Consider the following 23,900-nt stretch of genomic DNA (forward strand, 5'->3'; position numbering starts at 1 on the left):
CGGGTGGGTGGTCAGCGCATCGAGGCGACGAGGCTCGCCGGACGCAGGTCGGTCCAGTGCGTCTCGACGTACTCCAGGCACGCGGCGCGGGTGTCCTCGCCGTGGACCTTCGTCCAGCCGGCCGGGACGTCCACAGTGGACGGCCACAGCGAGTGCTGGTTCTCGGCGTTCACCAGGACCAGGAAGGTGCCGTTCTCGTCTTCGAAGGGGTTGGTCATGACTGCTTCTCCTCTGTGAGTGCGGCCCGGCCGAGTGCCGGGGTGGCGACGAGCAGGGCGAGCGCGACGAGCGCGACCGCGGCGTGGGCGAACATGGTGAGCGGGACGCCGATGGCCTCGGTCAGGACGCCGATCAGCAGGTTCCCGACGGGGGTGGCGGCGAGGGTGAACAGCGCCAGGATCGACATGACCCGGCCGCGCATCTCCGGCGTCGCCCACCGCTGGGCGAGGCTGACGAGCACGAGCGCGGTGAGCCCGGCGACCAGCCCGAGGGTGAAGAAGGCGGCGATGCCGACAACGAGGTTTCCGGTGGCCAGCAGGGCGAGGCAGCCGACCTGCGCGGCGAGCCCGCCGGTCGCCAGCCGCCCGGCCTTCTCACGCGGCGGCCACTTGACCGAGACGACGAAGGCGAGGGACGCCCCGAGCGTCATGGCGGTGAGCAGCCAGCCGGCGCCCTGGGTGCCCCCGAGCAGGACCAGGCCGAGGTTGATCGGGCCGGCGCCGCTGAGCTCGAGGAGACCGGTGACGATCATGGCCGTCCGCAGGGCGGGCCGTCGGGCGACGTACCGGCAGCCCTCGCCGATTTCCCTGCCGAGCTGCTTGAGCTTGACCCGTTCCCGGGGCTCTTTGCCGGCCAGGGTCTTGGTGTTCCCGGCGGCGAGCGCGGAGATCCCGAAGCTGACCCCGTTGACGACGGCGACGGTGACCAGCCCGCCGAGCCCGGCCAGCCAGGACCCGAGTGCCCCACCGGCGGCCTGCCCGCCCCGCACGGCCGCGAGGTAGACGGCGTTGCCCCGCACGAGGTGTTCGGGCGGGAGGAGGTTCGGCCGGAGAGCGTCGGAGGCCGGGATGAAGAAGGCACTGGCGACGGCCATGACGACGATGAGCCCGCCGAGGAGAGGCAGCACCGGCCCGACGAGCAGGACGGCCGCCGCCCCGGCGAGCATGGCCCCGGCCCGGACGAGGTCGGTGGTGACGAGGACGCGCCGCGGACCGCTCCGATCGGCGACGGCGCCGCCGACGAGCAGGGTGAGGACCTTGGGGAGGGAGCCGAGGGCGAGGACGAGGCCGGCGAGGGCCGGTCCGGCCGTGCCGACGAGGGTGACGGAGAGGGCGATGAGCCAGACCGCGTCGCCGAGGGAGGACAGGCCCATGGCGAGGACCAGGCCGAGGAAAGGCGCGGGAAGGCCCTTCCGCACCGGTCGTGAGTGAAAAGTAGGGTTAGAACCCGACTTACCACTCACGAGCGGCTGCGGCAGACCACCCGGCTCGACCGTGCCCGGCTCCTCGACCGCCGTCATGACAGCACCTGCTCGCGGACCTGCTCCGGCGTCCCCGGGAACCACACGTCCTCGGGTGTCAACGCATCCGCCCGGTACTGGCCCAGCGCGCTCAGCAGCATCCGCAGCTCCAACGCCAGCGCTTCGGCGAACCGGACCAGCCCGTCGACCGGGTCCGTGTCCACCGCCAGCAGCGCCGCCCGGCCCAACCCCGCCGCCGACGCGCCCAGTGCCAGGACCTTCGCCACCCGCGTGCCCTCCCACATGCGGCCGGACGCCAGCAGGCACCCCGCCGGTGATCCGATGCGGGACAAGCACTCCGCCAGCGGCAGCCCGACCGAGGCGAACGCGGTGGGCGCCCAGCCCGATCCGCCCTCGGCGCCGTCGACCGTCACCGCCGACGCTCCCGCCGCCCATGCCACCGAAGCCGCGGCCGCGACATCACGGCCCGGTGGGAGCTTCACCCACACCCCGGCCCGCGGGAAGTTGTTGCGCATCAAGCGGATCTGCTGCCGGAGGATCTCGTCGGTGAACGTCCCCGGCGAACTGCTCCGCAGCACCGAAGAGCCCAGCGGAACGTCCACTGTGTACAGATCCGACAGGGAAGCGGCAACGGAAGGCGAAACCAGCGTCATCCCGCCGAGCCCGGGCTTCGCGCCCTGCCCGACCTTCAGCTCGAACGCCAGCCGCCCGGACTCCAGCAGCGAGGCCGCCGACGGGTCCGAGTACACGAGGTTCCAGACCTCCGCGTCCGCGTCCTCGGTGCTCTGCTGGACGACCACCCCGCCGAGCCCGTCGGGCACCGCGTCCGCGTACGCCCGCATGCGCTCCAGCAATGTCCCGTCCGACGCGCCGCCGGACCGGCCGTGACCGTGCACCGGGACGACGTTCTCGCCGATCACCATCGGGATCCCGAGCCGCGCGGCCTGCGCCGACGCCGCCGCGCCCAGCCCGGCCCCGGCCACCTGCGTCGACCCGAAGGCCGACAGGTACAGCGGCAGCGAAGACTCGAACCCGCCGATCGACGCCGACAGCGAGACGTCGCCGTACAACGGTTCGCGACCCAGCTCGATCAGCTTCTCCAGCCGGCGCGGCACGAACACCGGCGGGACCAGCCGTGCCGACTCCAAGACGTCGCCCGAAGCCGAAGAAGATGCGCCGAACAAGGAAGTCCCATAGGAAGAAGCGGAAGGGAACACCGCCGCGGCACCGTGCAGCGCCCGCGTCCGGACCTCATCGGCAGGGAAACCGAATGCCGCCAAAGCGCTCACGGCGAGACCACCCCCGGCAGCTTCGGGAACGCCGTCGCCTGCCACACCGCGTCCAGCCCGGCCACGTACCGGGTGAACCGCTGCACGCCCAGGCCGAACCCGGCGCTCGCGGGAATGCCCGAACGAACGAGATCCAGGTACCACGCGTACTTCGCCGGGTTCTCCCCCGTCTCGCGCATCCGCGTGACGATCCGGCCGTAGTCGTGCTCGCGCTCGCTGCCGCTGCACAGCTCGCCGTAGCCCTCCGGCGCGATGAGGTCGAAGTTGCGCAGGACACCGGCGACCGAAGTGCTTTCGCGGTCGTAGAACCCGCGCGACCCCTTCGGGTAGTCGACCAGGAAGAACGGCCTCGCGTGCTTCTCCGACAGGATCGCCTCGCCCGCCCAGTCGATCTCGGCGTCCGCGCTCTGCGGGTGCCCGAGCTCGCGCAGCGTCTCGACGGCGGTGGCGTGCGACAGCCGGCCGAACGCGCCGCCGAGCAGGTCGGTGAACGCGCCCGAGTCGCGGCCGAGCGCCTCCAGCACGTCGCCCGCGTCCTCGACGACCCGGCGCACCACGTGCGCCACCAGGTCCTGCAGCAGGTCGAGCACGTCGTCGCGGGACGCCCCGGCGACCTCGACGTCGAGCTGGTGGAACTCGGCCAGGTGCCGGCTCGTGTTCGCCGTCTCCAGGGGCTCCAGCCGCACGTTCGGCGCGACGTAGAAGATCTTCGAGAAGCCCAGCAGCGACGCCTGCTTGTACAGGATCGCGCTGGTCATCAGCTTGTAGCGGTGGCCGTAGAAGTCGACGTCCACCTGCTTCGCGCCGCGGCCGCCCGGGTCGGTGACCGGGCCGATCACCGGCGGCAGCAGCTCGGTGAAGCCGCGCGCGCCCAGGAACGCGCGCGCCTCGGTCAGCAGCTTGTGCTGGAGGCCCAGCACGTGCCGTGTGGTCTCCGAGGTCAGGTGCGTGCGCGGGTCCGGCGGATCGGTGTGCTCCATGGCGTTTCACTCCCAGCTGGTCGGGCGGTTCAGGACAGGACCGGGTCGAGCCTTCGGCGGTGGTAGGACAGGTCGGCGAGCAGCCGGGTCGCGCTGACCCGGTCGTGACCGCGGCGGCCGCCCAGCTCGGGCGGCAGCGGCATCCGGCCGGTGTGCCACCACTGCAGGCGGCCTTCGTCGTCGAGCACGCACCGGGTTTCGCCGCCGTTGTCGGGGTGCAGGCAGTACGGGACGTCGAGCAGCCCGCGTTCGAACGCCGCCGGCAGCGCCTCGGTCAGCGTCGGGGCGAGCGAGCGCACCTCGTCGACGAGCCGCCGCGCCTGCGCGTAGACCTCGGTGTCCCCGGCGGGCGGCGGCCCGGGTGAAGGAGCGTCCAGTGCGGTGGCGTGGGCCAGCCGCAGGGCCTCGACGTTCTCTTCGACGGTCGGGATCCGGTGCGCTTCGGCGGTGGTCTTGACGATCAGCCGCTCGGTGCCGGTGCGCACGGCCAGCCGCACGCTCTCGGCGACCAGCTCCCGCGCCCCGGCCGCGGACTCCGGGAACAGGCCCATGTAGGTGTAGAGCACCACGTGGTGGTCCACGCCTGCCAGTTCCTCGGCGCAGAGCCGCCGCATCGCCCACAGCGCTTCGGCGTCCTGCTCCGGGCTGGTCTGCTGCGCGTAGCTGGCCGACACACTGCGCACGCCGTGCTCGGCGAAGAACAGGCACTCCAGCACCGACAGCGCGACGAGCAGGCCCGGCGGGCACAGCTGGCCGAGCATGCAGCCGCCGAAGCTCTCCAGGTGGCAGTCCACGCCCCGGTCGGCCTGCCCGGCCAGCAGCGACGCCGAGCGCGACCACGACTTCGCCGCCGTGCGCAGCGGCACGCTGCTGTAGGGCAGGCAGTAGGACACCGGCCCGCCTTCGGAGGCGTCGAGCCCGGCTTCGAGCATCACGGCGAAGATGTCTTCCGGCTGCGCCGAACCGTGCCGCACCTGGACCGGGAACCGCGGGCCGTACAGGCCGTCCACCAGCTCGGCGGTGACGGCCGCGCCCAGCGCCACCAGCGGGTAGCCGTTGAGCCGGACGCCGGAGGCGATCGACATGGCGGCGAGGTCGTGCTGCCCGGTGCGGGTGTAGCTGTCCAGGGTCACGGTGCCGATGGCGGGCACCCGGGCCCCGGCGACCGCGCGCAGCCCGCGGCGCATCGCGGCGGGGTCGGAGAACCCCATGCGCGGCTGGACGAGCAGCGTCCGGCGACGCCGGTGCTCGGCCACGAAGCTGCTGAACACCGACCGGGCAGGGGTCACCGCAAGGTCCGGACGTTCGCCGCGACGAACTCGCGGAACGACTCGATCGCCTGGCCGGAGTCGCCGGCGCCGACGTGGAACACCGCGTCGTAGCCCAGCGCCAGCAGCTCGGTCTCCAGCTCGGCGTTGGCGTCGCCCTGCACGCCGAGCTTGCCGCCGATGACGGCGGGCAGGCCGGCCAGGCCGGGGTCGGCGCGCAGCGCGGAGATCACCCGGGCGCCGTCGACGTGGCCGTGGCCGTTGATGGTGCTGATCACCAGGCAGTCCGGCCGCTCGGCGCGGCACGCGGCCAGCAGCCGCTCGACCGGGACGCAGGCGCCGAGGTTGACCACCTCGTGCCCCATCTCCTCCATGATCAGCTGGAGGGCGACGAGGTTCCACATGTGCGAGTCGGACTGGACGCTGGACAGGACGAACTTGAGCAGGGGCCCGGCGGCCACACCGGGCCCGTCGGGGGTCTGCTCGATCTGGAACGTGGTCATCGTGCGTCGCTCCCTGTGCGTTCGGGGAACGTCCGCGGGGCGAGCCGCGAACTTCTCACGACGAATCGTCATCGCCGCGGGGCTCGCGCACATGGGTGCGGCGGCCCCGCATTCCGGCGCCGGGGTCCGCCTCGCGCGCGGGCGACGCGGCCGCGCGCGCGATCGCGGAGTCCGGTGTGCCGGAGCTGCCCCGCATGGGGGATCAGGGCCGCGCAGGCCTTCGCCGGGCCCGGCGTCACCCGCCCGCCGAACGGAGCAACCGCCGCGTCCATCCAGCGTAGCCACGTAGATGGTGACCAGGCGTTTCGCCGCCGACGCCCCCATGCGCCCCCAGGACGCCCCCATGCCGCGCCGGAATGCGGGCGTAGCACCCCCATGTAACCCACGTCACCCGCTGGCATGCTCGATCCCGTGATTCCCCCGCAGCCGAACCCGGCGACCACGACGCTCCCGCCCACCTGGTGGGCGGCGGCGCTGACCGCGCGGGAACGCCGTCCCGGCGCCCCGCTCCCCGAGTGGGCCGCCTTCGCCGAAGCGTCGCTTTCGCGCCTGCAGGCGGAGCTTTCACGTGAAAGCTCCGGGCACTGGCGCACCGCGTTCGCCGCGGTGTTCCGCCCCTTCACCGACGCGGCCCGCGCCGCGATCGCCGGTGCCGCAGCGGCTTCGCCCGCCGTCGACGCCGACGCGGTCGCCGACGGGTGCGCCGCGCGGCTGGGTCACCAGCTCGCCGGGCTCGCCGCCCGCACCCTGGTGCTGGAGCTGGGCCGGGCGCGCCGCGCGGAGGACCTGCCGGGGGAAACGCCGGAAGAGCGCTTCGCCGGCTTCGTGCGGCGGACCGGCACGCAGGCGGGGCTCACCGACCTGCTGCACCGCTACCCGGTGCTCGCCCGGCTGGCCGCGCAGACGGCGCTGCACACGATCGCGGCGGTCACCGAGCTGCTCGGCCGCTTCACCGCCGACCGCGCCGCCCTGACCGCGTTCTTGGGCGCCGACCCCGGTCTCCTCACCGAGATCAGCGGCGGCACCGGCGACGCCCACCAGCGCGGCCGTTCGGTCCGCGAGCTGCGGTTCGCCGACGGCGCGCGCGTCATCTACAAGCCCCGTCCGCTCGACCTGCACGCGGCGTTCACCGGCCTGGTGGACTGGCTCAACCCGCGGGTGCCCGGTCTCGAGCTGCGCACGGTCGACGTCCTCGTGCGCCCCGGTTACGGCTGGCTGCGCTTCGTCGAGCACCGGCCGTGCGCCGACCTCACCGAGGTCGACCGGTTCTACCGCCGCCAAGGGGTGCTGCTCGCCCTGCTGCACGCCCTCGACGGCACCGACGTGCACTTCGAGAACATCATCGCCGCCGGCGACCAGCCCGTCCTCATCGACATCGAGACGCTGTTCCAGCCGGTGCTGCCCGCCGAAGAGTCGGACGTCGACCCGGCTTCCGAGCTGCTCGCCCGGTCGGTGCACCGGACCATGCTGCTGCCGCAGATGATCGTCGGCGAGCACGGCGCGGTCGACATCTCGGGCCTCGGCGGCGGCCGCGCGGCGGCCCCGGCGCTGACCCGCGTCGACTGGCTCGACGCCGGCACCGACCGGATGCGGCTGACCCGGGTGCCCGGCGGCGTCGGCACCGGCGTCAACCGGCCCACCCTCGGCGGGGTCGACGTCGAACCGGCGGAGCACGGCGCCGCGCTGCTCGCCGGGTTCCGCGCGGGCTACGACACGATCGTCGCCGGCGCGGCGGAGTTCACCGCGCTGCTGGACCGCTGCGCCGGCGCGGGGATCCGCGTCCTGGTCCGCCCGACCAGCTTCTACACGCGGCTGCTCGACGAGACCACCCACCCGTCGCTGCTGGCCGAAGCCGACGAACGCGACGCGGCGTTCGGGCTGCTGGACGACGACAGCACCGACGACGTCCGCCGCGGGCTCGTCGCCGCCGAGCTCACCGACCTGTGGGCGGGCGACGTCCCGATGTTCACCGGCCGGCCCGGGTCCACGGACCTCTGGGACGCCGACGGCAACCGCCTGCCCGGGCTGCTCGGCGAAGCGCCGCTGACGACGGTCCGCACGAAGGTCGCCGGGATGACCACGATCGACCGGCGCGACCAGGAGTGGCTGATCTCCGCCGCGCTGGCCACCCGGCCGGCCGCCGAGACCCACGCCGGCACCGGCGTCACCGACACCGTGCTGCCGAGCAAGAGCCCCGAACCCGCGCACCTGCTCTCGGCCGCGTGCGGGGTCGCCGACGCGATCATCGCGCGCGCGTCGTCGGCCGGTGGCCGCGTGAACTGGGTCGGCCTGGAGCTCGTCGACGAAAAGTACTGGACCGTGCTGCCGATGGGCGCCGGGCTCGGCGAGGGGTACACCGGCGTGGCGCTGTTCCTGGCGCAGCTGGCCGAGCTGACCGGCATCGACCGCTACCGCGACCTGGCCGCGAAGGCCGTCTCCGGGCTGCCGTGGCTGGTGTCGGCGCTGGAGGACGACCCGGAGCTCGCCGCCGCGGCCGGTCCCGGCGGGCTGCTCGGGCTCGGCGGCGTCGCCTACGCGGCGGCCCGGCTGTCCCGGCTGCTCGACCGGCCCGAGCTGCTCGACCTGACCGCCCGCACGGTCGCCGTCATGCCGGCCCCGACCCCCGAGACCTCGCCGCGGTACACCACCGGCCTGGCCGGCGGCCTGGTGGCGCTGCGCTCGGTGGCCACCCAGACCGGGTTCGCCGAAGCCACGCTGCTGGCCGACGCCTACGCGGCCGAGCTCGCCGTCCGCTCGCTCGACCCCGACCTCGCCGACCCCGGCTTCGCGCACGGCGCGGCCGGCGTCGACTGGGCGCTGGCCGGGTACCCGCGGGAGACCCCGACCCTGCCACCCGCCGAGGCCGCCACCGGGCACGGCTGGTGCTCCGGCCTGGCCGGGCAGGTGCTGGCCTACGCCGGGCAGCCCGCGGTGCTCGGCCTCGACGAGCAGGTCGCGGCGCTCGCCGCCCAGGACCCGCTGCGCGACCTGAGCCTCTGCCACGGCGAAACCGGCATCACCGACGTGCTCGGCGTCCTCGCCGAAGCCGGCCACGAGGGCGCGGCCGCCGCGGTCGCCACCCGCACCGGGCAGCTGCTCACCGCCGTCGAGCAGGACGGCGCGCGCTGCGGCACCCCGGACGCCGTCCCGTCCCCCGGCCTGCTGACCGGCCTGGCCGGCATCGGCTACGGCCTGCTGCGCCTCGGCTTCGGCCGCCGTGTCCCGTCCGCCCTGCTCCTGCAACCCCCGACCCGCTGAGCACAACCGTCCCCACTCACGAGGAGAGAACGCACGATGCCCGAACCCACCGCCGAGACCGTCGAAGCCACCATCGGTGCCCTGGCGCTCCCCCGCGCGAACCGCTGCGGGGCCCGCAACCAGGCGCTGGCCGGCGCCCGGCCCCGGTTGTCCGGGATCACCCTGGAGACGCTCGGCGACCCGACCGTCGTCACCAACGGCACCTTCGCCCTCTGACGTCACCTTGAGTGTCGGCTTCGCCGATCAGCCCCGTTTCCGCCCAGCACGACCGAGAACCACCGAGAACTACCGAGAGTGGAGCCACCCGCATGACCGAGCACGACTTCGCCGCCACGGACAACCCGATCGGCGACTTGACCCTCCCCCGCACCTCCCGCACCGGCGCCCGCAACCACGCGCTGTCCGGCAAGGCGGCGCGGGTGAGCCAGAACTCCTTGACCACGATGGACATCACGGTCGTCACGGGCGGTTTCGCCGAACAGTGAGACACCCGGACGTCGGCAATTCGACCTACGTCCGGAGGGCTCGCATCCGGTTATAGTGACCGCGATGGGCATCCGGTCGACGCGTCTCATCGGACGCGACAGGGAGCTCGGCGCACTGTCGGAGGCTCTGGAGAAGGCCCGCACCGACCACGGTGGGGCCTTCTTCCTTGTCGGCGAAGGCGGGATCGGGAAGTCCCGGCTCGCCGCCGACATCGCCTCGCGGGCACTGGCGACCGGGCTCCCGGTGCTACGCGGACGAGCCAGCTCGATCGGCCCGATGGTGCCGTTCCGGCCCTTGGCCGAAGCGCTGCTTTCGCACTTCCGCGGCGGCCTGCCGCCCGCCGCGCCCGAGCTCGACCCGCTCGTGCCGGTGCTCGCCCGGCTCGTGCCCGACTGGTACCGCGGCGACCGGCCGCACGACAACGGCAACCTGCTCGTGCTGGCCGAAGCCGTGTTCCGGCTGCTGTCGGTGGCCGGCCGCGACGGCGGCTGCCTGATCGTGCTGGAGGACCTGCACAACGCCGACGCCGAGACGCTGTTCATCGTCGAGTACCTCGTCGACAACCTGGCCTCCAGCCAGGTCATGCTGATCGGCACCCTGCGCGGCGAGCCGGGCGAGGCGCTGCGGCTGGCGACCGCGGCGGCGCAGCGCTCGTCCAGCCACACCTTCGAACTGGCCCGGCTCGACGCCGAGCGCACCCGCGAGTTCGCGGCCGCCTGCCTGGAGACCGAACCGGCCGCGGTCCCGGCCGCCGTCGCGAACCTGTTGTGGCAGAACAGCGAGGGCGTGCCGTTCGTCGTCGAGGAGCTGTTGCACGGCATGCTCGGCGACGGCCTGCTCGTCGGCGGGGCGAACGGCTGGCAGGTCGTCGGCGAGCTGCAGGCCCGCGTGCCCGAGGCGCTGATCAGCAGCATCGCCGCCCGCGTCGACGCACTCGGTCCCGACGGCGAGACGCTGCTTTCGGTGGCTGCCGTGCTGGGCCGGCGGTTCCCGCTTTCGGTGGTGCAGGCGGTCACCGACATGGACGACCGCATGCTGCACAACCACATCAGCGCGAGCGTCGCCGCGCACCTGGTCACCACCGACGAGACCACACCCGGCTGGTACGCCTTCCGGCACCCGCTCACCGCCGAAGCCCTGCTGGCCCGGCTCGTGCCCTCGACGAAGGCGAACCTGGCGCGCCGGGCCGCCGACGCCGTCGAGCTGCTGCACCCCGGCCTGCCGGGCGAGCTGTGCGCGCTGGCCGCCGCGCTGCGGCTGACGGCGATGGACCATCCCGGCGCCGGCCGGCTGTTCGCCGAGGCCGGCCGCCGCGCCCTGGACGGCGGCGCGGCCGACACGGCGGTGACCATGCTGACCCGCGCCGTCGAGCTCCTGGCCACGGCGAGCCCCGACGACCGGGCCGACGCCCTCGAGACCCTGCTGCACGCGCTCGGGCAGACCGGGCAGTTCGACCGGGCCGTCGGGTTCTCCGCCCGCTTCGCCGAGATCGGCCGGCTGGAACGGGCGGTCGACCTGCACATCCAGCTGGCGTGGGCGGCCTACATCGGCGGGCGCCACGACGAGTGCCTCAACCAGATCGAGCAGGCCCGCGCGCCGCTCGGCGGCGAGATCACCGAAGAGCAGAAGGCGGGCCTGGACGCCGTCGAGGCGACGCTCTGGCTGGACATCCCCGGCCCGTCCCACACCGAGCGGGCGCGCAAGCTCGCCGAGCAGGCGTGGGACGTCGCCGAGCGCGCGGGGGTGCCGTTCGTGTCGTGCCAGGCGCTGCAGGTCCTCGGCATGGTGGCGCTGGAGACCGACCTCGCCGAGGCCGAGCGCTTCCTGCAGCTGGCGCGGCGGCTGGCCGAGCAGCACCAGCTGACCCACCTGCGCACCCAGGTGCTGGTCCGCCTGGGCGGGCACCGGATGCTGGCCGAGGGCGACGTCCGCACGTTCGACCTGGCCCGCGCGGAAGCCCAGCGCACCGGCGCGATCACGCTCACCTGCGCCGTCGACGCGAGCCGCGCGGTGCACGCGGCGATGCGCGGCGAGTTCGCGCAGGCCGACAAGATCCTGGAGGAGAACCTCGCGGTGCTCGGCCGGCTCGGCCTGGTCGCGCTGCTGCAGTACACGCACATGACCCGCGCGATGGTGGCCGCGCACCAGGCGGACCGCCCGCGGATGGAGCGCGCGCTCGAGGACTTCCGCGAGGCGGGCGGCGCGAGCGCGCAGGAGCTCGTGCTGAGCGTCGGGCTGGCGCAGGTGTTCTGCTCCCTGCTCGAAGAGGACGCCGAACGGGCCCGCCGCGAGCTGGACCAGGTCCTGGCCCTGGAGGAACGGCAGCCGAGCCGGTTCCACCTGGCCGGCCAGCACGGCCTGCGGCTGCTGGTCGAAGCGCTCGACGGGACGGAGCCGGACCCGGCCCGGCCCCCGGCGGCGGTGAGCGGCATGCGCTGGAACCGCCAGTTCGTCCTGCTCGGCGACGCGGTCCGCCACGGCCGCGCGGGCGCGCCGGAGCTGGCCGACTCCGCCGTGGCCGAGGCGATCGAGGCGGCCGCGCCGTTCCCGATGAGCCGCCACCTGGGCCTGCGCATGGTGGCCGAGTCCGCGTCGGCCGACGGCTGGGGCGACCCGGTGACCTGGCTCAAGGAGGCCGAAGAGTACTTCCACCAGGCCGAGGTGAGCGCGGTGGCGAGCGCGTGCCGCGGCCTGCTGCGCAAGATCGGCGCCCCGGTGGGCCAGCGCCGCACGGGCTCCGAGCGCCTCCCGGCCATCCTGCGGACCGTGGGCGTGACGGTCCGCGAGTACGAGGTGCTGCAGCTGCTGGCGGACAACATGGGCAACAAGGACATCGCCCGCCGGCTCCACATCTCCCCGCGCACGGTGGAAAAGCACGTGGCGAGCCTGCTGGCGAAGGCGAACCTGCAGAACCGGGGCGAGCTGACGGAGTACGCCCGCAACACACCCCACTGACCCCGGGCGGGAAAGGGGCACCCATCCGGCCGCCGTCCCGCTCCGAACCACCGGGACGACCGCCGACACCGAGGGCTGCCCGATGGACGACCTGGAAGACCTTTCCCGCACCCGGGCCTGGTTGACGCGGTTCCTCGCCGAGCACGCGCCCCACGCACCGCGGCACCGGGTCGTGGACGTCGTCATGGTGCTGGACGAGCTCCTCTCCCAGGCCCTCGCCGGCGGCGGCGCGGCGGAGAACGTCGCGCTGACCCTGCAGCCGGGAAGCGTCCGGCTCGAAGTGACCGATCCCCGGACCTCCCCGAACGACCACGTCCTGCCCGTGCTGTCCTTCGCCTGCTCGCGCTGGGGTCGCCGGGCACGCTCCCGCGGCACCACGGTCTGGGCCGAGGTACCGCTCACCTGAGGAGGCGGAACCCGCGTCATGAAGCTCCGGGACCGGATCACGGCGATGGTTATGCACGGCTCGGCGCGGTGGACCGTGCGCTACGGCGAGGGGCTGCGCTTCGCCGGCAGTGAGCTGCCCGGCCCCGCGGTCGTCCGCGTCCCCACCCGGCACGGGCCGGTCCGGGTCCACGTCTACCGGCCGCCGGGCGCGGTCCGCGGCGGCGCGTACGTGCACTTCCACGGCGGCGCCTGGCTGATGCGGCACCCGGCGATGGACGACTGGTGGTGCCGCTACATCGCGGCCGAGGCGCGGGTGACGGTGTACAACGTCGACTTCCGGTGCGGCCCCTACGTCGCGTTCCCGGTGGCGCAGCACCAGTGTTCCGACGTCGCCACCTGGGTGGCCACCGGCGACGCGGCCGCCGAGCGCGTGGTGGTGGGCGGCTTCTCCTCCGGGGGCGGGCTCGCCGCCGCGGTCTGCCTGCAGGCCCGGGACTCGGGAGCGTGGCGGCCGGCGCTGCAGGTGCTCGGGGTGCCCGCGCTGGACCTGGCGGCCGACCCCGCCCCGGCGGCGGCCGGGATGATCTCGCCCGGCCTGCGCGAGCTGGTTCGCCGGGTCTACTTCCCCGACCCGGCGACCCGGTCGCACCCGTACGCGTCACCGTTGCTGGCGCCCGACCTGACCGGACTGCCGAGGGCCGTGGTCCTCACCGCCGAGCGCGACGTCCTGCGCGAGGACGGCGAACGGTACGCGGCCCGGCTGCGCGCGGCGGGCGTCGACGTCGTGCACGACCGGACGCCCGGTGTGGACCACTACTTCCTCACCGAGGACCCGGTCCGGGCGCGCACCACGATGGCGCTGGTGGCCGCCGAGATCCGCCGGGCCGTCTCAGCGTGACGCGGTGGCCCGCCCGGCTCACGCGGCCCGGCGCCGGGCGGCCGCGCACAGCGCCACTCCGACCAGGAGCAGCACGCTCGACTCGGCGAGCAGCCTGCCGACGTCCACACCGGTCTCGGCCAGCTCGTGCGGACGGCCGGGCGCCGGCCGCGCGGCGACGACCGGAACCTCGGCGTCCGCAGGCCCGGCGGAGACGGGCGACCCGTCGGGTCCGACGCCGGTCGCCGTGGCGACGTTGCGCACCCGGCCGGCGGCCACGTCCGTGGCGGTGACCGGGTGCGCCGGCACCGTGCACGTCATCGCCTGCCCCGGCGCCAGCGCGGACGCCGGGCAGGTCACGGTGCCCGCGGCGGGGTCGTCGACCCGGATCTCTCCGACGGTGACCGCACCGGTGTTGGTGACCGTGACGGTCCACTCGATCCGGTCGCCGGCGCCGGTCACGCCGTCGCCGTCCACGTCGACCGGGTGCGCCGCCTTGGTGATCGCGAGTGCCGCGGCCGCGGTGACCCGCACGGTCGCGCTCGCGGGCGCCGAGTCCACCGGTGGCCCGCCCGCCGGCGGAGTTCCCGACGCGACGGCGGTGTTGTCGATCCGCCCGGAGTCCACATCGGACTGGGTGACGCGGTAGGCCGCTGTGCACGTCACGTGCCGGCCCGGCGCGAGCGAACCGGCCGGGCACACCGGAGCCGGTGGCTCCCCGCTGCCGGTGAAGCGCGTTTCGCGCACCGACACCGCGGTGAGCGTGACGTTGCCGGTGTTGGTGACCACGAACGAGTAGGTGACCTCCTGCCCGGCGGCGGAAACCGTTCCCGGCGAGACCGTCTTCGCCAGGGTGAGCGCGGCGTCCGGCGGGGCCGGCACGACGACCGTCGACGGATCCGAAACCGGCGGCTCGCCCTGGGGCGGGTTACCGGTGGCGACGGCCGTGTTGACCACCTTCCCGGCGTCCACATCGGACTGCGTGAGCACGTAGGCGGCGGTGCAGACCACCTGCTCCCCCGGCGCCAGCGCGGCCACCGTCGCGCCACCGCCCGGACAGGACGGCTCGGACAGCCGGCCGGTGCCCGAGAACGCCGTCTCGCGCACCGTGACCGCGGTCAGCGTCCGGTTCCCGGTGTTGGTGACCACGAAGGAGTAGGTGACCGTCTGCCCGGCGCGGAAGTGCCCGTCGTCGGCCGGGTCCGCCGACTTGACCAGCGACAGCGCCGGGTTCCCGGGCACGGTCACCTTCGCCCGCGACGGCCCGGAGGTGACCGGCTCACCGCCGGGACCGGTGCCGGTCGCCTCGGCGGTGTTGGTCACGGCCCCGGCGTCGACGTCCGCCTGGGTCAGGGTGTAGGTGGCGGTGCAGGTCTGCGCCTGCCCCGGCGCCAAGGTCCGTGCCGGGCACTCGACGACCGGTGCCGGGCCGGTGCCGCTGAACGCCGTTTCGCGCACGGACACGGCGGTCAGCGTGCGGTTGCCGGTGTTGGTCACGGCGAAGCGGTAGGTCACGGTCTCCCCCGCGCCGCCCACGGTCGCCGGTTCGACGGACTTGAGCAGCGAGAGCGCGACGCCCCCACCGGCGGTGACGACCGCGGTCGCCGGTGGTGTGGTCACCTTCAGCAGGTTCGCGGGCGGGGTGCCCTCCGCGGTCGCGCTGTTGGTGATCCGGCCCGCGTCGAGGTCGGCCTGGGTCACCGCGTAATCCGCCGTGCAGGTGACGACCTGGCCGGGGACCAGCGTCCCGCTGCCGGCGGGACAGTCGAGGGCCGACAGCGGCCCGCTGCCGCTGAACGCGCCCTCGGTGATCGCCACCCCGGTCAGCGTCACGGTGCCGGTGTTCTTCATCGCGAACGAGTACCGGACCCGCTCCCCCACGGCCGTGACGGTGGCCGGGTCGGCGGACTTCTCCAGGGTCAAGGCGGCCGAGCGGGTAGCGGTCACCTTCGCCGACGAGGGCTCCGACCTCGTCGGTTCCGTCGCGCGAGGCGCCGTGCCGTGCGCGACGGCGGTGTTCTCGACCGCGCCCGCGTCGATGTCGGCCTGCGTGACCGGGTAGGTCGCACGGCACGTCTGCGCGGCGCCGGGGGCGAGCACGGTGTCCGGACAGGTGATGACGGGCGCCGGGCCGGAGCCGGTGAAGCGGGTCTCGGCGACCCCGACGTCGCGCAACGTCACGTCACCGGTGTTGGTGACCACGAACGTGTAGGCGACGGACTGACCGGCGTGGTCCACGGTCGTCGGATCCGCGGTCTTGACCAGGGTGATCGCCGGGTGCGCGGGCGTCGGGACCGAGACGCTCGACGGGTTCGACGTCGTCGGGTCCGGCGAGCCGGGCTGTTTGCCGTGCGCGGTGGCGGTGTTGTCCAGCCGGCCGGAATCGACGTCGGCCTGGGTCAGCACGTAGGTGGTGGTGCAGGTCGTGCTCGCGCCGGGGGCGAGCGTGGCGACCGGGCACGTCGCGGCGGGCAGGACACCGCTGCCGGAGAACGCGGTCTCGTCGACGCCGATCTCGGCGAGCGGCACGTTCCCGGTGTTGGTGACCCGGAAGGAGTAGGTGATCGGCCGGCCGGCCGTGTAGGCGTCGGGGTTGTCGGGTGAAGCCGACTTCTTCAGCGTCAACGCCGGGGCCGCCTTCTCGGTCGGCGTGCGGGTCGACGACGGGTCCGACGTCACGCGCGTCGTGCCGCCCGGCGGGAGCGCCGAGGCCGTGGCGGTGTTGACCGCCGCTCCGGCGTTCTCGTCGGCCGGGGTGATGACGTACGGGGTCCGCGCGGTGCAGGTCTGCGACTCGCCCGGCGCGAGGCTCGGCCGGGGGCAGGTGACCGGTCCGGCCTTGGCGTCGGACACGGTGATGTCGTGCAGCGCCAGCGCGCCGGTGTTGGTGACGGTGAAGGTGTACGCGACGGTGTCGCCCGCGTCGGTGATCCCGTTGCCGTTCACGTCGACCGGCGCGGCGGCGTGCTTTTCGAGCTTCAGCGTCGCGGGTTTCGCCGTGTTCGTGACCGTGCAGGAGACGAAGTCGCCGATGTCGACGTGCACCCCGCGCCGAGCCGCCGGCGTCGCCGTCGGGCAGCTCCGCGTCCGGTTTTCCGTTGCGGGTGCAGGACCACGCTCTGTCGTAGTTGGACTCCAGGCCCGAGGTCGCCGTCTCACGCAGGGTGTAGTCACCACCCCGGGCGCCGGCCAGCACGGTGACTTCGCCGGTGCTCGCCGAGGTGCCGCCGCCGGTGTCGGCGGCGCCGAGCACGCTCCCACCCGGCGCCGCGACCGAAACCGCGAAGGAGTCGCCGGGGAAGCCCCGCACGACCTTCTTCGTCAGCTGCAGGCTGGAGACCAGCACGCCGAACCCGACCGCCTGCCGGCCACCGCCCACCATGCGCTGGCTGAACGACGTGGGGTCTTCGGCGGAGATGATCGCGGTGCCCGTCTTGTTCGCGCCCGTCCGCCCGGCGCACCGCACCGTCCGGGTGCCGACACCGGTGTACCCGCCGCCGCACGCGTTCCCGATCCCCGGGTCGGACCCGGTCGCGGTCAGCGATTCGAGCGGCGAGGAGGAGGTCCACTCGATCGACTCGCCGGCGTCGGTCGACTCGGCGTCGGCGCCCACCAGCCCGTACCCGTGCACCACGGACCCGGTGCTGTCGGTGGCCACGATGTCGCTCAACGCGGCAACGGTCGTCGTGCCGAAGGCGGTCTGGTAGAGCGCCGGGCGTCCCGGCACTCCGGTGTAGTGCCCGGAGTTGCCCAGGTAGGCCGCCGAGTACGTCGGCAGCGGGTTCGCGGCGACCGGACCGCCGGACACCTTGAGCGTGACCGCGAGCCGATAACCCCCGGGCAGCGCGAAGGTCAGCCGCTGGCCCGCCGCGGAGCCGGCTGCCGCGGCGTCGTACCCGGAGAGGTCGAACCAGCACAGCGTCCGCGCGTAGGTTCCGGTGCCCGCCGAGGCGAACCCGCAGCCTTCGGTCGCCGCGGTGGCGCGGGCGACCGGCCCGAAGGCGGCCACGCACAACGCGAGCAGCGTCGCCACCACCAGGAGCGCCGGCCCCTTCCGCCCCGACACGCCACTCATCGACCGGCACCTCCGCCTCGGCTGCTGTTCCGGCCATCGTGCGCGAAGGGCCGGGAAACGGCTGGCGGAAAGATGATCATTCAATCGATCGTGGTGGCCGGACATACTCCATTGCCGCGCATCCCGCAGCACGAATGCGTCCGTTCGGGGGACTTCACCTTCGGCGCCGGACCGTGGTGATATTTTCCGGTTCGAAGTGCCGCACCCGCCGAAAGGAACCCACTGTGCCGGAGCCCGACCCGGCACCGGACGCCGAGGAGATCGGGAACCGGCTCGCCGTCGCCGAAGAACGGTTCGCGCTGTTCTACCGGCATTGCCCGATCGGCGTTGTGCTCGCCGCGCCCGACGGTGTGGTCGGAGCCGCCAACCCGGCATTTCTGCGGCTGCTCCGAATCGACGAGGAAACCGAGCTGGTCGGCACCCGGGTCGAGGACCTGGGGGCCGGTGAGCACGACCGATCCACGCTGGCGAAGGCGATCGCGGACAGCGAAGTGGTGGCCGACGAGGTCGTGATCCGGTCCGGGGCGGACGTCACCCGGCTCGTCCGGCTGACCGTCACGACCCTGCCGGGCAACCGCGGCCGCTACCCGATCCTCATGGTCGAGGACGTCGACGAGCTGCGGCAGCTGCAGGAGACGTTCCAGCACCAAGGCCTGCACGATCCGCTGACCGGCCTGCCGAACGCGGCACACTTCCGCGCGCGGCTGGAGGCGCTGTGCGCCGGGGAAGACCCGATCACCCTGTTCTACGTGGACATCGACGGGTTCAAGGTCGTCGACGACGCACTCGGCCCGGAGGTCGCGGACCTCGTGCTGCGCGGTGCGGCGGGCACCCTGCGCACGGTGTTCGGAAGCCGGGGAACGTTCATCGCGCGGCTGTTCGGCGACAGCTTCGCCGTCGTGATGCCCGGCGAGCCGGACCGGGCCGCCCTCGCCGAGCAGGCGATCGGCGAACTGGCCAAACCGGTTTACGCGGCCGACATCGGCATCGGCGTGAGCGCCAGCATCGGCATCGCCACCGCCGGTGCGGGCAACGCCGCCCACGAGAAGCTGATGCGCTCGGCCCAGATCGCCCTGCACCAGGCGAAGTCGCTGGGCAAGGCGCGATGGGTGCTGTTCGACCCCGAGACCGGGGACGCCGACCGTGAGCGTTACCGGCTGGCGGCCGCCATCGCCGGGGCGATCGAGCTCGGCGAGATCACCGTGGCCTACCAGCCGCACGTCGTCCTGCCCGACGCGCACATCGTGACGTCGCTCAACGCCGCGCTGGTGTGGAACCACCCGGCCCGCGGCCGGCTCCGGTCGGCGGAGTTCCTCCCGCTCGCGGAGCTGACCGGGATGTCGGTGCCGCTGGGCAGGCACCTGCTGGCGCAGGCGCTGCGGACCAAAGCGGAGTGGCAGCTGCGTTTCGGCGACGGCGCGCCGGTCGTCTGCCTCGCCCTGCCGCCCCGGATGGCGATCGACGCCGACCTGGTCGGCATCGTGCGCGCGGAGCTGGCCGAGCACGGTTTGGAGCCGCGGCACCTGATGCTGTGCGCGGAGGCGGAGTCCCTCGTCGACCCACGGGGCAACCTGCTCGACTCCCTCAGCCGGCTCGCCCGGCTCGGGGTGATCTTCGTCGTCACCATCACCGGCCTGCCGGACCTGGAGCTGCTGGCCGCCCACGAGGTCCCGGCGCCGGGCGTGATGCTGGCCGGGCCGATCGTCGAAGCCGTCGCGGCCGAAGACGCGCCGGCCTGGACCCGCCGCAACGTCCGCCAGCTCGTCGAGCGGGCGGAGGAGCTGGGCATCAAGGTCGGGGCGTACGGCGTGGCGTCGCAGAAGCAGGCGGAACTGCTCTACGGCCTGGGAGTCGTCGTGGCGGCGGGGAGCTACCAGCCCGAGTACCTGACCCGCACCGAGGCGGAGGTCTGGGCGGGCCGGACCTTTCCGATGGGCTGAGCGCCGTCGCGGAGGTCAGCTGCCGGGCTCTCCGGCGAGCGCCTCGTACACCGGCCGGAGCAGCTCGGTGACGTCTTCGCCGCCCGCCGTGACCGCGAACGGCGGGGCCTGGTCCAGGAGCGCGTCGAACGGCGTCCGCGGAACGTGCAGCGGCGCCGCGCCGCCCAGGCCCGGGGCCGGACCGCAGTCGAAGAAGGTGTCCATGACCTCGGTCAGGGCCGGCGACCGGTCGTCCGGGTCGAGCGGCTCGGCCGAGATGAGCCGGTTCTTCAGCTCCTCCAGCAGCGTTTCGCGGTCCCGGCCGCGCAGCGCGAGGAGGGTGAACGGATCGTCGCCGACCCGCGCCACGAGCGCCGAGAAAACGGCGTTCAGGTGGCCGCACGGCACCTCGACGTCCGGGCAGGTGCAGTCGAGCGACACCTCCCGCGCCGACGAGGGGAACAACGGCAGCCGGACCGCTTTGAAGATCTGTTCGACGTCTCGGGGCAGCTCGCCGCTGAGCAGCTGGACCGTGACCGACGCTTTTGCCGCCAGGGCATGGGTGATTGCCGCCCAGTCCGCCTTCCCGAACGCCGTCAGGCCGATGCGGACCCGGTGAGGGACGCCGTCCGCCACTTCGGCGTCGACACGCCCGGCGCCGACCTCCAAGGACACGATGCGCCCGCTGCCGTGCGCCGGCAAGAGGACGCCGAGCGCGGTCAACGCCCGGATGAACCGGGTCGCCCACCACGGGAGTGGCTCAGTCATCGATCGCCTCCTCCCCCAGGGTGAACGTCTCGCGCAGCGCGTCGGTGGACAGTTCGGTGAGCCAGCTTTCGCCCTCGCCGACCACCATTCCGGCCAGCGCGCGTTTTTTCGTGATCAGGGTGTCGATGCGTTCCTCGATCGTGCCCGGGCAGATGAACTTCCGGACCTGGACGGTGCGGCCCTGCCCGATCCGGAACGCCCGGTCGGTGGCCTGGTTCTCCACGGCCGGGTTCCACCAGCGGTCCAGGTGCAGGACCTGGCCGGCGGCGGTCAGCGTGAGCCCGGAGCCGCCCGCTTTGAGCGAGAGCAACAGGATCCTCGGTCCGTCGCCGGACTGGAAGCGTTCGACGATCGTGTCTCGCGCCCCCTTTGCCAAGCCACCGTGGAGAAACGCGACTTCGGCGCCGAGCCGGTCCGACAAATGGGGCACCAGCAGGTGCCCGAACTCCGTGTACTGCGTGAAGCACAGGACCCGGTCACCCGACGCCAGGATTTCGGCCAGGATCTCTTCGAGGCGGCTGACCTTGCCGGAGCGCTGCCCGATCGGGGAACCGTCGTGCAGCAGGTGCGCGGGGTGGTTGCAGACCTGCTTGAGCTTGGTGATCGCGGCGAGGACGTTGCCGCGGCGTTTGATGCCGTGGCTGTTCTCAATCTTCTTCATCATTTCGTCGACGATCGCGCTGTACAGCGTGCCCTGTTCGCGGGTGAGCCGGTATTCCTGCCGGATTTCGATCTTTTCCGGGAGCTCGGGGACGATCGCGGGGTCCGTCTTCACCCGGCGCAGCAGGTACGGCTGCGTGAGCCGGCGCAGCTCGGCGGCCACGGCGGTGTCGCCGCCGCGTTCGATCGGAGCCGCGAACCGTTGCCGGAACTCGAACCTGCTGCCGAGCAGCCCCGGGTTGAGCAAGTCCAAAACGGACCAGAGATCCGTCAGCCGGTTCTCCACCGGGGTGCCGGTCAGCGCGAGCCGGTGCCCGGCGGGGAACCGCCGGACCGCCTTGGCCGTCGCGGTGTCGGCGTTCTTGACGGCGTGCGCCTCGTCGAGCACCAGACGTCGCCAGGCGAACGTCTCGAGCTCGTCGGCGTCACGGGCGGCGGTGGTGTAGGTCGTGACGACGAGGTCCGCCGCGGCGACCTGCTCGGCGAGCGCGTCCCCGTGCGCGCGTTCGCTGCCGTGGTGGGCGAGGACACGCAGGCCGGGGGCGAAGTCCGCCGCTTCCCGCTGCCACATGCCGACCAGCGACATCGGGCACAGCACCAGCGTCGGCCCACGATCGTCGCCGGCACGCTCGACCGCCTCGAGCGCCAGCGTCTGGACAGTCTTGCCGAGGCCCATGTCGTCGGCCAGGCACGCACCGAGCCCCAGCTCCGCCATGAACACCAGCCAGGCGACCCCTCGCTGCTGGTAAGGGCGCAGCGTGGCGCGGAACGACGGCGGCAGCTCGACCGGCCGCAGGCGCTGGTGGACCCGCTCGGCCAGGATGTCGCCGACCCAGCCGTCGGCATGGACGTCGACGACCGGCAGCGGCGCGTCCGGCCCGACGTGGACGAGCTCCAGCAGCTCGGCCGCGGTGGGGCGAAGGCTTTGCCGGTGTGGGTCGCGGCGCAGGTACTCGAGACCGGCGCGCAGGCGATCGGCGTCGACGCTGATCCACCGGCCCCGCAGCCGCACCAGCGGCGACTTCGCGGCGACGAGCCGGGCCAGCTCTTCCTCGCCGATCTCGTCGTCGCCGACCGCGATCGACCAGCGGAACGCGCCCAGCTCGTCGCGGCCCACCCGGCTGCGGGCCACAACCTGCTCGGACGGCGTGCTGTGGACGGAGAGCCGCAGCCCGAGCCGGCGCCGGCCGTCCCAGGTGGCCGGCAGCTGCACTTCGAAACCGGCCTCGACCAGCCGGGTCGCGCCGGAGGTCAAGAACTGTTCGGCCTCCTCGACGCTCAGGTCGTATTCGGAAGGCCGGGTCCGGCGCAGGGCCGGCGCCAGCATCGGCTCCACGAGCGCCGCGCGGCCCAGTTCGGCGACGAACAGCCCTTTCGGGTCCCGGACCAGCCCGGCCGCCTCGCCCGACCAGATCTGCCCGGCCGACAGCAGCAGGCTGGCGTCGGCGGCCGCCCGCAGGAGGAACTGCAGCTGCCACTTGGTGCTGTCGCCGGTCTGGTCGTCGGGATCGTCCGTGTCCTGCTGCCGCAGGGTGCCGACCTCGGCCAGCCGGAAGCACGCCCGCCCGTCGACGACGTCGGTGTCGGCGACCTCGTCCCACTTCGCGACGGCGTCGGCCAGGACGCGGAGCTCGTCCAGCGGCAGCTCGACGCGGGCGGCGCCGCCCGGCAAGGCGGACAGCCACACGCCGGCCGTGCCGCGGCTCGTGTGCAGGTCGACGGGCGGATCCGCGCGTCCCAGCCGGTCCCGGACCGCCGTGTCGACCAGCGTGCGGAGGGCGTCGGTGACCAGCGCACGCGGCGAGCCCCCGGTGAGCGGCGCGACCTGCTCGGCCCGCCCGACCGGCGGCATGGCCGCGACCAGCGCGTCGAACGCGACGAAGTCGACACCCTGCAGCACCGGGCGCCACCGCGCCTCGGCCGCGTCACCTCGGCGGACCAGCGTCGGCAGCACCCGCCCGCGCCGCACGAGGTCCGCGGCCAGACGGGACACCGCCCGCAGATAGGTGACCGAGGCGCCGTAGGAGGCCGAGTCGTCGAGGTCGTCCAGCTCGGCGGCGTCCACGACCAGCGCGGGCACCGACCACGGCCGCAGCACCGGCGCCGGGCCACGCCGCTTGCCGCCCGCCGACGCCTCGGAGGAGGCGAGCGGCCGGTTCGCCCGCGACGGCAGCAGCAAGGTCGCCGAGGTGGGCTTGCCGGGGTGCAGGGCGGTCAGGTTCGCGCTGGAGACCGCGAACGGATGCGGAAGTGCGATGTGCGCCGACCGGCTCGACGTCCCGGCCGGGCCCCGGTCGTGTTCCGCCCAGAGCAGCAGCCCCCGGCCCGGGGACCACAGAGCGTGCACCAAGGGCAAGGTCAGGCGCTCCTTCGTCCGGTCCGGGTTCCCCCCGATCGTCGCACGGGGCGGCTCACTCCGGTGACTGGGCGCTCTTGCGCTGGTTGGCGGTGAAGCGGGCTTTCTTCTGCCGGTTCCCGCACGTGTTCATGTCGCACCACCGGCGGGTGCGGCTCTGGCTGGTGTCGAAGAACGCGGCCCGGCAGGTCGGCGACGCGCACAGGGCCAGCTTCCCGTCGCGTTCACCCGAGACGATGCTGATCGCGTCCGCGGCGATCACGCCGAGGGCGTCCTCCACACAGGACGCCGAGCCGAGCCGCCAGCGCCGCTCGCCTTCGGGCGTCAAGACCGCCGCCGCGCGGCCTTGAACACTGCGGTCGTTGAGGACCTGCACGGCGGACGCGGGAAGCGGGTCCTGGACCGCGGCCGCGGTCGCGACGGCGTGCACCGCCTCCCGCAGCTCCCGGGCGAGGGCGAACTGGGCGTCGGTGCAGGAGTCCACCGCGAGACCGCTCACCGCCAGCCAGTCGACCAGCCGCTGCGGCACGGGAATGCGCTCCACGGCGTCGCCACACCGCTCCGTCAACGTCGCCGTGAAGCTGGTCGCCAGCACGCTGCCGAGGCGAAAGTCGGGGAACCCACCACGCATGGAACCAC

The 23,900-nt window shown here is 73.7% G+C and carries 17 protein-coding genes and 1 pseudogene; 7 read left to right on the forward strand and 11 right to left on the reverse strand.

Annotation, left to right across the window (positions count from 1 at the left end; all coding sequences use genetic code 11):
• Positions 1-11 precede the first annotated feature (11 nt).
• Genes ACZ61C_RS37130 through ACZ61C_RS37155 form a run of 6 tightly spaced genes read right to left on the reverse strand, consistent with a single transcriptional unit; the run spans position 12 to position 5,520 of the window.
• Complete coding sequence (locus ACZ61C_RS37130; RefSeq protein WP_465312580.1) at positions 12-218, reverse strand: MbtH family protein; 207 nt, start codon at positions 216-218, stop codon at positions 12-14.
• Positions 215-1,519 carry an MFS transporter gene (locus tag ACZ61C_RS37135; RefSeq protein ID WP_465312581.1) on the reverse strand — a complete coding sequence of 435 codons (1,305 nt, stop codon included), beginning with the start codon at positions 1,517-1,519 and terminating at the stop codon, positions 215-217. Before ACZ61C_RS37135 ends, ACZ61C_RS37130 begins: the two co-directional genes overlap by 4 nt.
• Complete coding sequence (locus ACZ61C_RS37140; protein ID WP_465312582.1) at positions 1,516-2,769, reverse strand: glutamate synthase-related protein; 1,254 nt, start codon at positions 2,767-2,769, stop codon at positions 1,516-1,518. The genes ACZ61C_RS37135 and ACZ61C_RS37140 overlap by 4 nt, the downstream gene beginning before the upstream one ends.
• On the reverse strand, positions 2,766-3,749 hold the full coding sequence (locus tag ACZ61C_RS37145) for an asparagine synthetase A (RefSeq protein WP_465312583.1): 984 nt from the start codon (positions 3,747-3,749) through the stop codon (positions 2,766-2,768). Before ACZ61C_RS37145 ends, ACZ61C_RS37140 begins: the two co-directional genes overlap by 4 nt.
• 29 nt (positions 3,750-3,778) lie before the next feature.
• On the reverse strand, positions 3,779-5,038 hold the full coding sequence (locus tag ACZ61C_RS37150) for a methylaspartate mutase (RefSeq protein ID WP_465312584.1): 1,260 nt from the start codon (positions 5,036-5,038) through the stop codon (positions 3,779-3,781).
• Entirely contained in the window at positions 5,035-5,520 is a 486-nt protein-coding gene (locus ACZ61C_RS37155; protein ID WP_465312585.1) for a cobalamin B12-binding domain-containing protein, read from the reverse strand. Before ACZ61C_RS37155 ends, ACZ61C_RS37150 begins: the two co-directional genes overlap by 4 nt.
• A 411-nt stretch (positions 5,521-5,931) precedes the next feature.
• Here ACZ61C_RS37155 and ACZ61C_RS37160 point away from each other — a divergent pair, with 411 nt between their 5' ends.
• The 6 genes from ACZ61C_RS37160 to ACZ61C_RS37185 all read left to right on the forward strand — a co-directional run bounded on the left by ACZ61C_RS37160 (position 5,932) and on the right by ACZ61C_RS37185 (position 13,504).
• Positions 5,932-8,778, forward strand: a complete 2,847-nt coding sequence (locus ACZ61C_RS37160; RefSeq protein ID WP_465312586.1) for a type 2 lanthipeptide synthetase LanM family protein — start codon at positions 5,932-5,934, stop codon at positions 8,776-8,778.
• 36 nt (positions 8,779-8,814) lie between these two features.
• The gene (locus tag ACZ61C_RS37165; protein ID WP_465312587.1) at positions 8,815-8,994 is read left to right on the forward strand and encodes a hypothetical protein; all 180 of its coding nucleotides are present in this window, start codon (positions 8,815-8,817) and stop codon (positions 8,992-8,994) included.
• Between the two features lie 92 nt (positions 8,995-9,086).
• Positions 9,087-9,263 carry a hypothetical protein gene (locus ACZ61C_RS37170; protein ID WP_465312588.1) on the forward strand — a complete coding sequence of 59 codons (177 nt, stop codon included), beginning with the start codon at positions 9,087-9,089 and terminating at the stop codon, positions 9,261-9,263.
• Between the two features lie 64 nt (positions 9,264-9,327).
• Complete coding sequence (locus ACZ61C_RS37175) at positions 9,328-12,219, forward strand: helix-turn-helix transcriptional regulator (RefSeq protein WP_465312589.1); 2,892 nt, start codon at positions 9,328-9,330, stop codon at positions 12,217-12,219.
• A gap of 82 nt (positions 12,220-12,301) precedes the next feature.
• Positions 12,302-12,625, forward strand: coding sequence for a hypothetical protein (locus ACZ61C_RS37180; RefSeq protein WP_465312590.1), 324 nt, complete (start codon positions 12,302-12,304; stop codon positions 12,623-12,625).
• An 18-nt stretch (positions 12,626-12,643) separates the two neighbouring features.
• Positions 12,644-13,504 carry an alpha/beta fold hydrolase gene (locus ACZ61C_RS37185; RefSeq protein WP_465312591.1) on the forward strand — a complete coding sequence of 287 codons (861 nt, stop codon included), beginning with the start codon at positions 12,644-12,646 and terminating at the stop codon, positions 13,502-13,504.
• An 18-nt stretch (positions 13,505-13,522) separates the two neighbouring features.
• Here the strand turns inward: ACZ61C_RS37185 and ACZ61C_RS37190 are convergent, their stop codons facing one another.
• Together ACZ61C_RS37190 and ACZ61C_RS37195 are read right to left on the reverse strand one after the other, a co-directional pair.
• Entirely contained in the window at positions 13,523-16,528 is a 3,006-nt protein-coding gene (locus ACZ61C_RS37190) for a DUF7507 domain-containing protein (RefSeq protein WP_465312592.1), read from the reverse strand.
• An 82-nt stretch (positions 16,529-16,610) separates the two neighbouring features.
• A pseudogene (locus ACZ61C_RS37195) lies at positions 16,611-17,663 on the reverse strand (CshA/CshB family fibrillar adhesin-related protein); the annotation flags it as partial.
• Between the two features lie 119 nt (positions 17,664-17,782).
• On the opposite strand from ACZ61C_RS37195, the gene ACZ61C_RS37200 reads away from it, so the two are divergent.
• Entirely contained in the window at positions 17,783-19,498 is a 1,716-nt protein-coding gene (locus ACZ61C_RS37200; RefSeq protein ID WP_465312593.1) for a diguanylate cyclase domain-containing protein, read from the forward strand.
• Positions 19,499-19,513: 15 nt separating this feature from the next.
• Here the strand turns inward: ACZ61C_RS37200 and ACZ61C_RS37205 are convergent, their stop codons facing one another.
• Genes ACZ61C_RS37205 through ACZ61C_RS37215 form a run of 3 tightly spaced genes read right to left on the reverse strand, consistent with a single transcriptional unit; the run spans position 19,514 to position 23,892 of the window.
• Positions 19,514-20,245 (reverse strand): SWIM zinc finger family protein, encoded by a 732-nt coding sequence (locus ACZ61C_RS37205; protein WP_465312594.1) that lies wholly within the window; start codon positions 20,243-20,245, stop codon positions 19,514-19,516.
• Positions 20,238-23,261 (reverse strand): DEAD/DEAH box helicase, encoded by a 3,024-nt coding sequence (locus ACZ61C_RS37210; protein WP_465312595.1) that lies wholly within the window; start codon positions 23,259-23,261, stop codon positions 20,238-20,240. The genes ACZ61C_RS37205 and ACZ61C_RS37210 overlap by 8 nt, the downstream gene beginning before the upstream one ends.
• Before the next feature lie 55 nt (positions 23,262-23,316).
• Positions 23,317-23,892 (reverse strand): CGNR zinc finger domain-containing protein, encoded by a 576-nt coding sequence (locus tag ACZ61C_RS37215; RefSeq protein WP_465312596.1) that lies wholly within the window; start codon positions 23,890-23,892, stop codon positions 23,317-23,319.
• Positions 23,893-23,900 lie beyond the last annotated feature (8 nt).

The sequence above is a fragment of the Amycolatopsis sp. NPDC104587 genome, from assembly GCF_055583645.1.

Coding starts and splice junctions, on each gene's coding strand:
- ACZ61C_RS37155 (WP_465312585.1), bottom strand. CDS start 5,520: ATGACCACGTTCCAGATCGAGCAGACCCCCGACGGGCCCGGTGTGGCC.
- ACZ61C_RS37185 (WP_465312591.1), top strand. CDS start 12,644: ATGAAGCTCCGGGACCGGATCACGGCGATGGTTATGCACGGCTCGGCG.
- ACZ61C_RS37180 (WP_465312590.1), top strand. CDS start 12,302: ATGGACGACCTGGAAGACCTTTCCCGCACCCGGGCCTGGTTGACGCGG.
- ACZ61C_RS37175 (WP_465312589.1), top strand. CDS start 9,328: ATGGGCATCCGGTCGACGCGTCTCATCGGACGCGACAGGGAGCTCGGC.
- ACZ61C_RS37205 (WP_465312594.1), bottom strand. CDS start 20,245: ATGACTGAGCCACTCCCGTGGTGGGCGACCCGGTTCATCCGGGCGTTG.
- ACZ61C_RS37135 (WP_465312581.1), bottom strand. CDS start 1,519: ATGACGGCGGTCGAGGAGCCGGGCACGGTCGAGCCGGGTGGTCTGCCG.
- ACZ61C_RS37165 (WP_465312587.1), top strand. CDS start 8,815: ATGCCCGAACCCACCGCCGAGACCGTCGAAGCCACCATCGGTGCCCTG.
- ACZ61C_RS37145 (WP_465312583.1), bottom strand. CDS start 3,749: ATGGAGCACACCGATCCGCCGGACCCGCGCACGCACCTGACCTCGGAG.
- ACZ61C_RS37170 (WP_465312588.1), top strand. CDS start 9,087: ATGACCGAGCACGACTTCGCCGCCACGGACAACCCGATCGGCGACTTG.
- ACZ61C_RS37215 (WP_465312596.1), bottom strand. CDS start 23,892: ATGCGTGGTGGGTTCCCCGACTTTCGCCTCGGCAGCGTGCTGGCGACC.
- ACZ61C_RS37130 (WP_465312580.1), bottom strand. CDS start 218: ATGACCAACCCCTTCGAAGACGAGAACGGCACCTTCCTGGTCCTGGTG.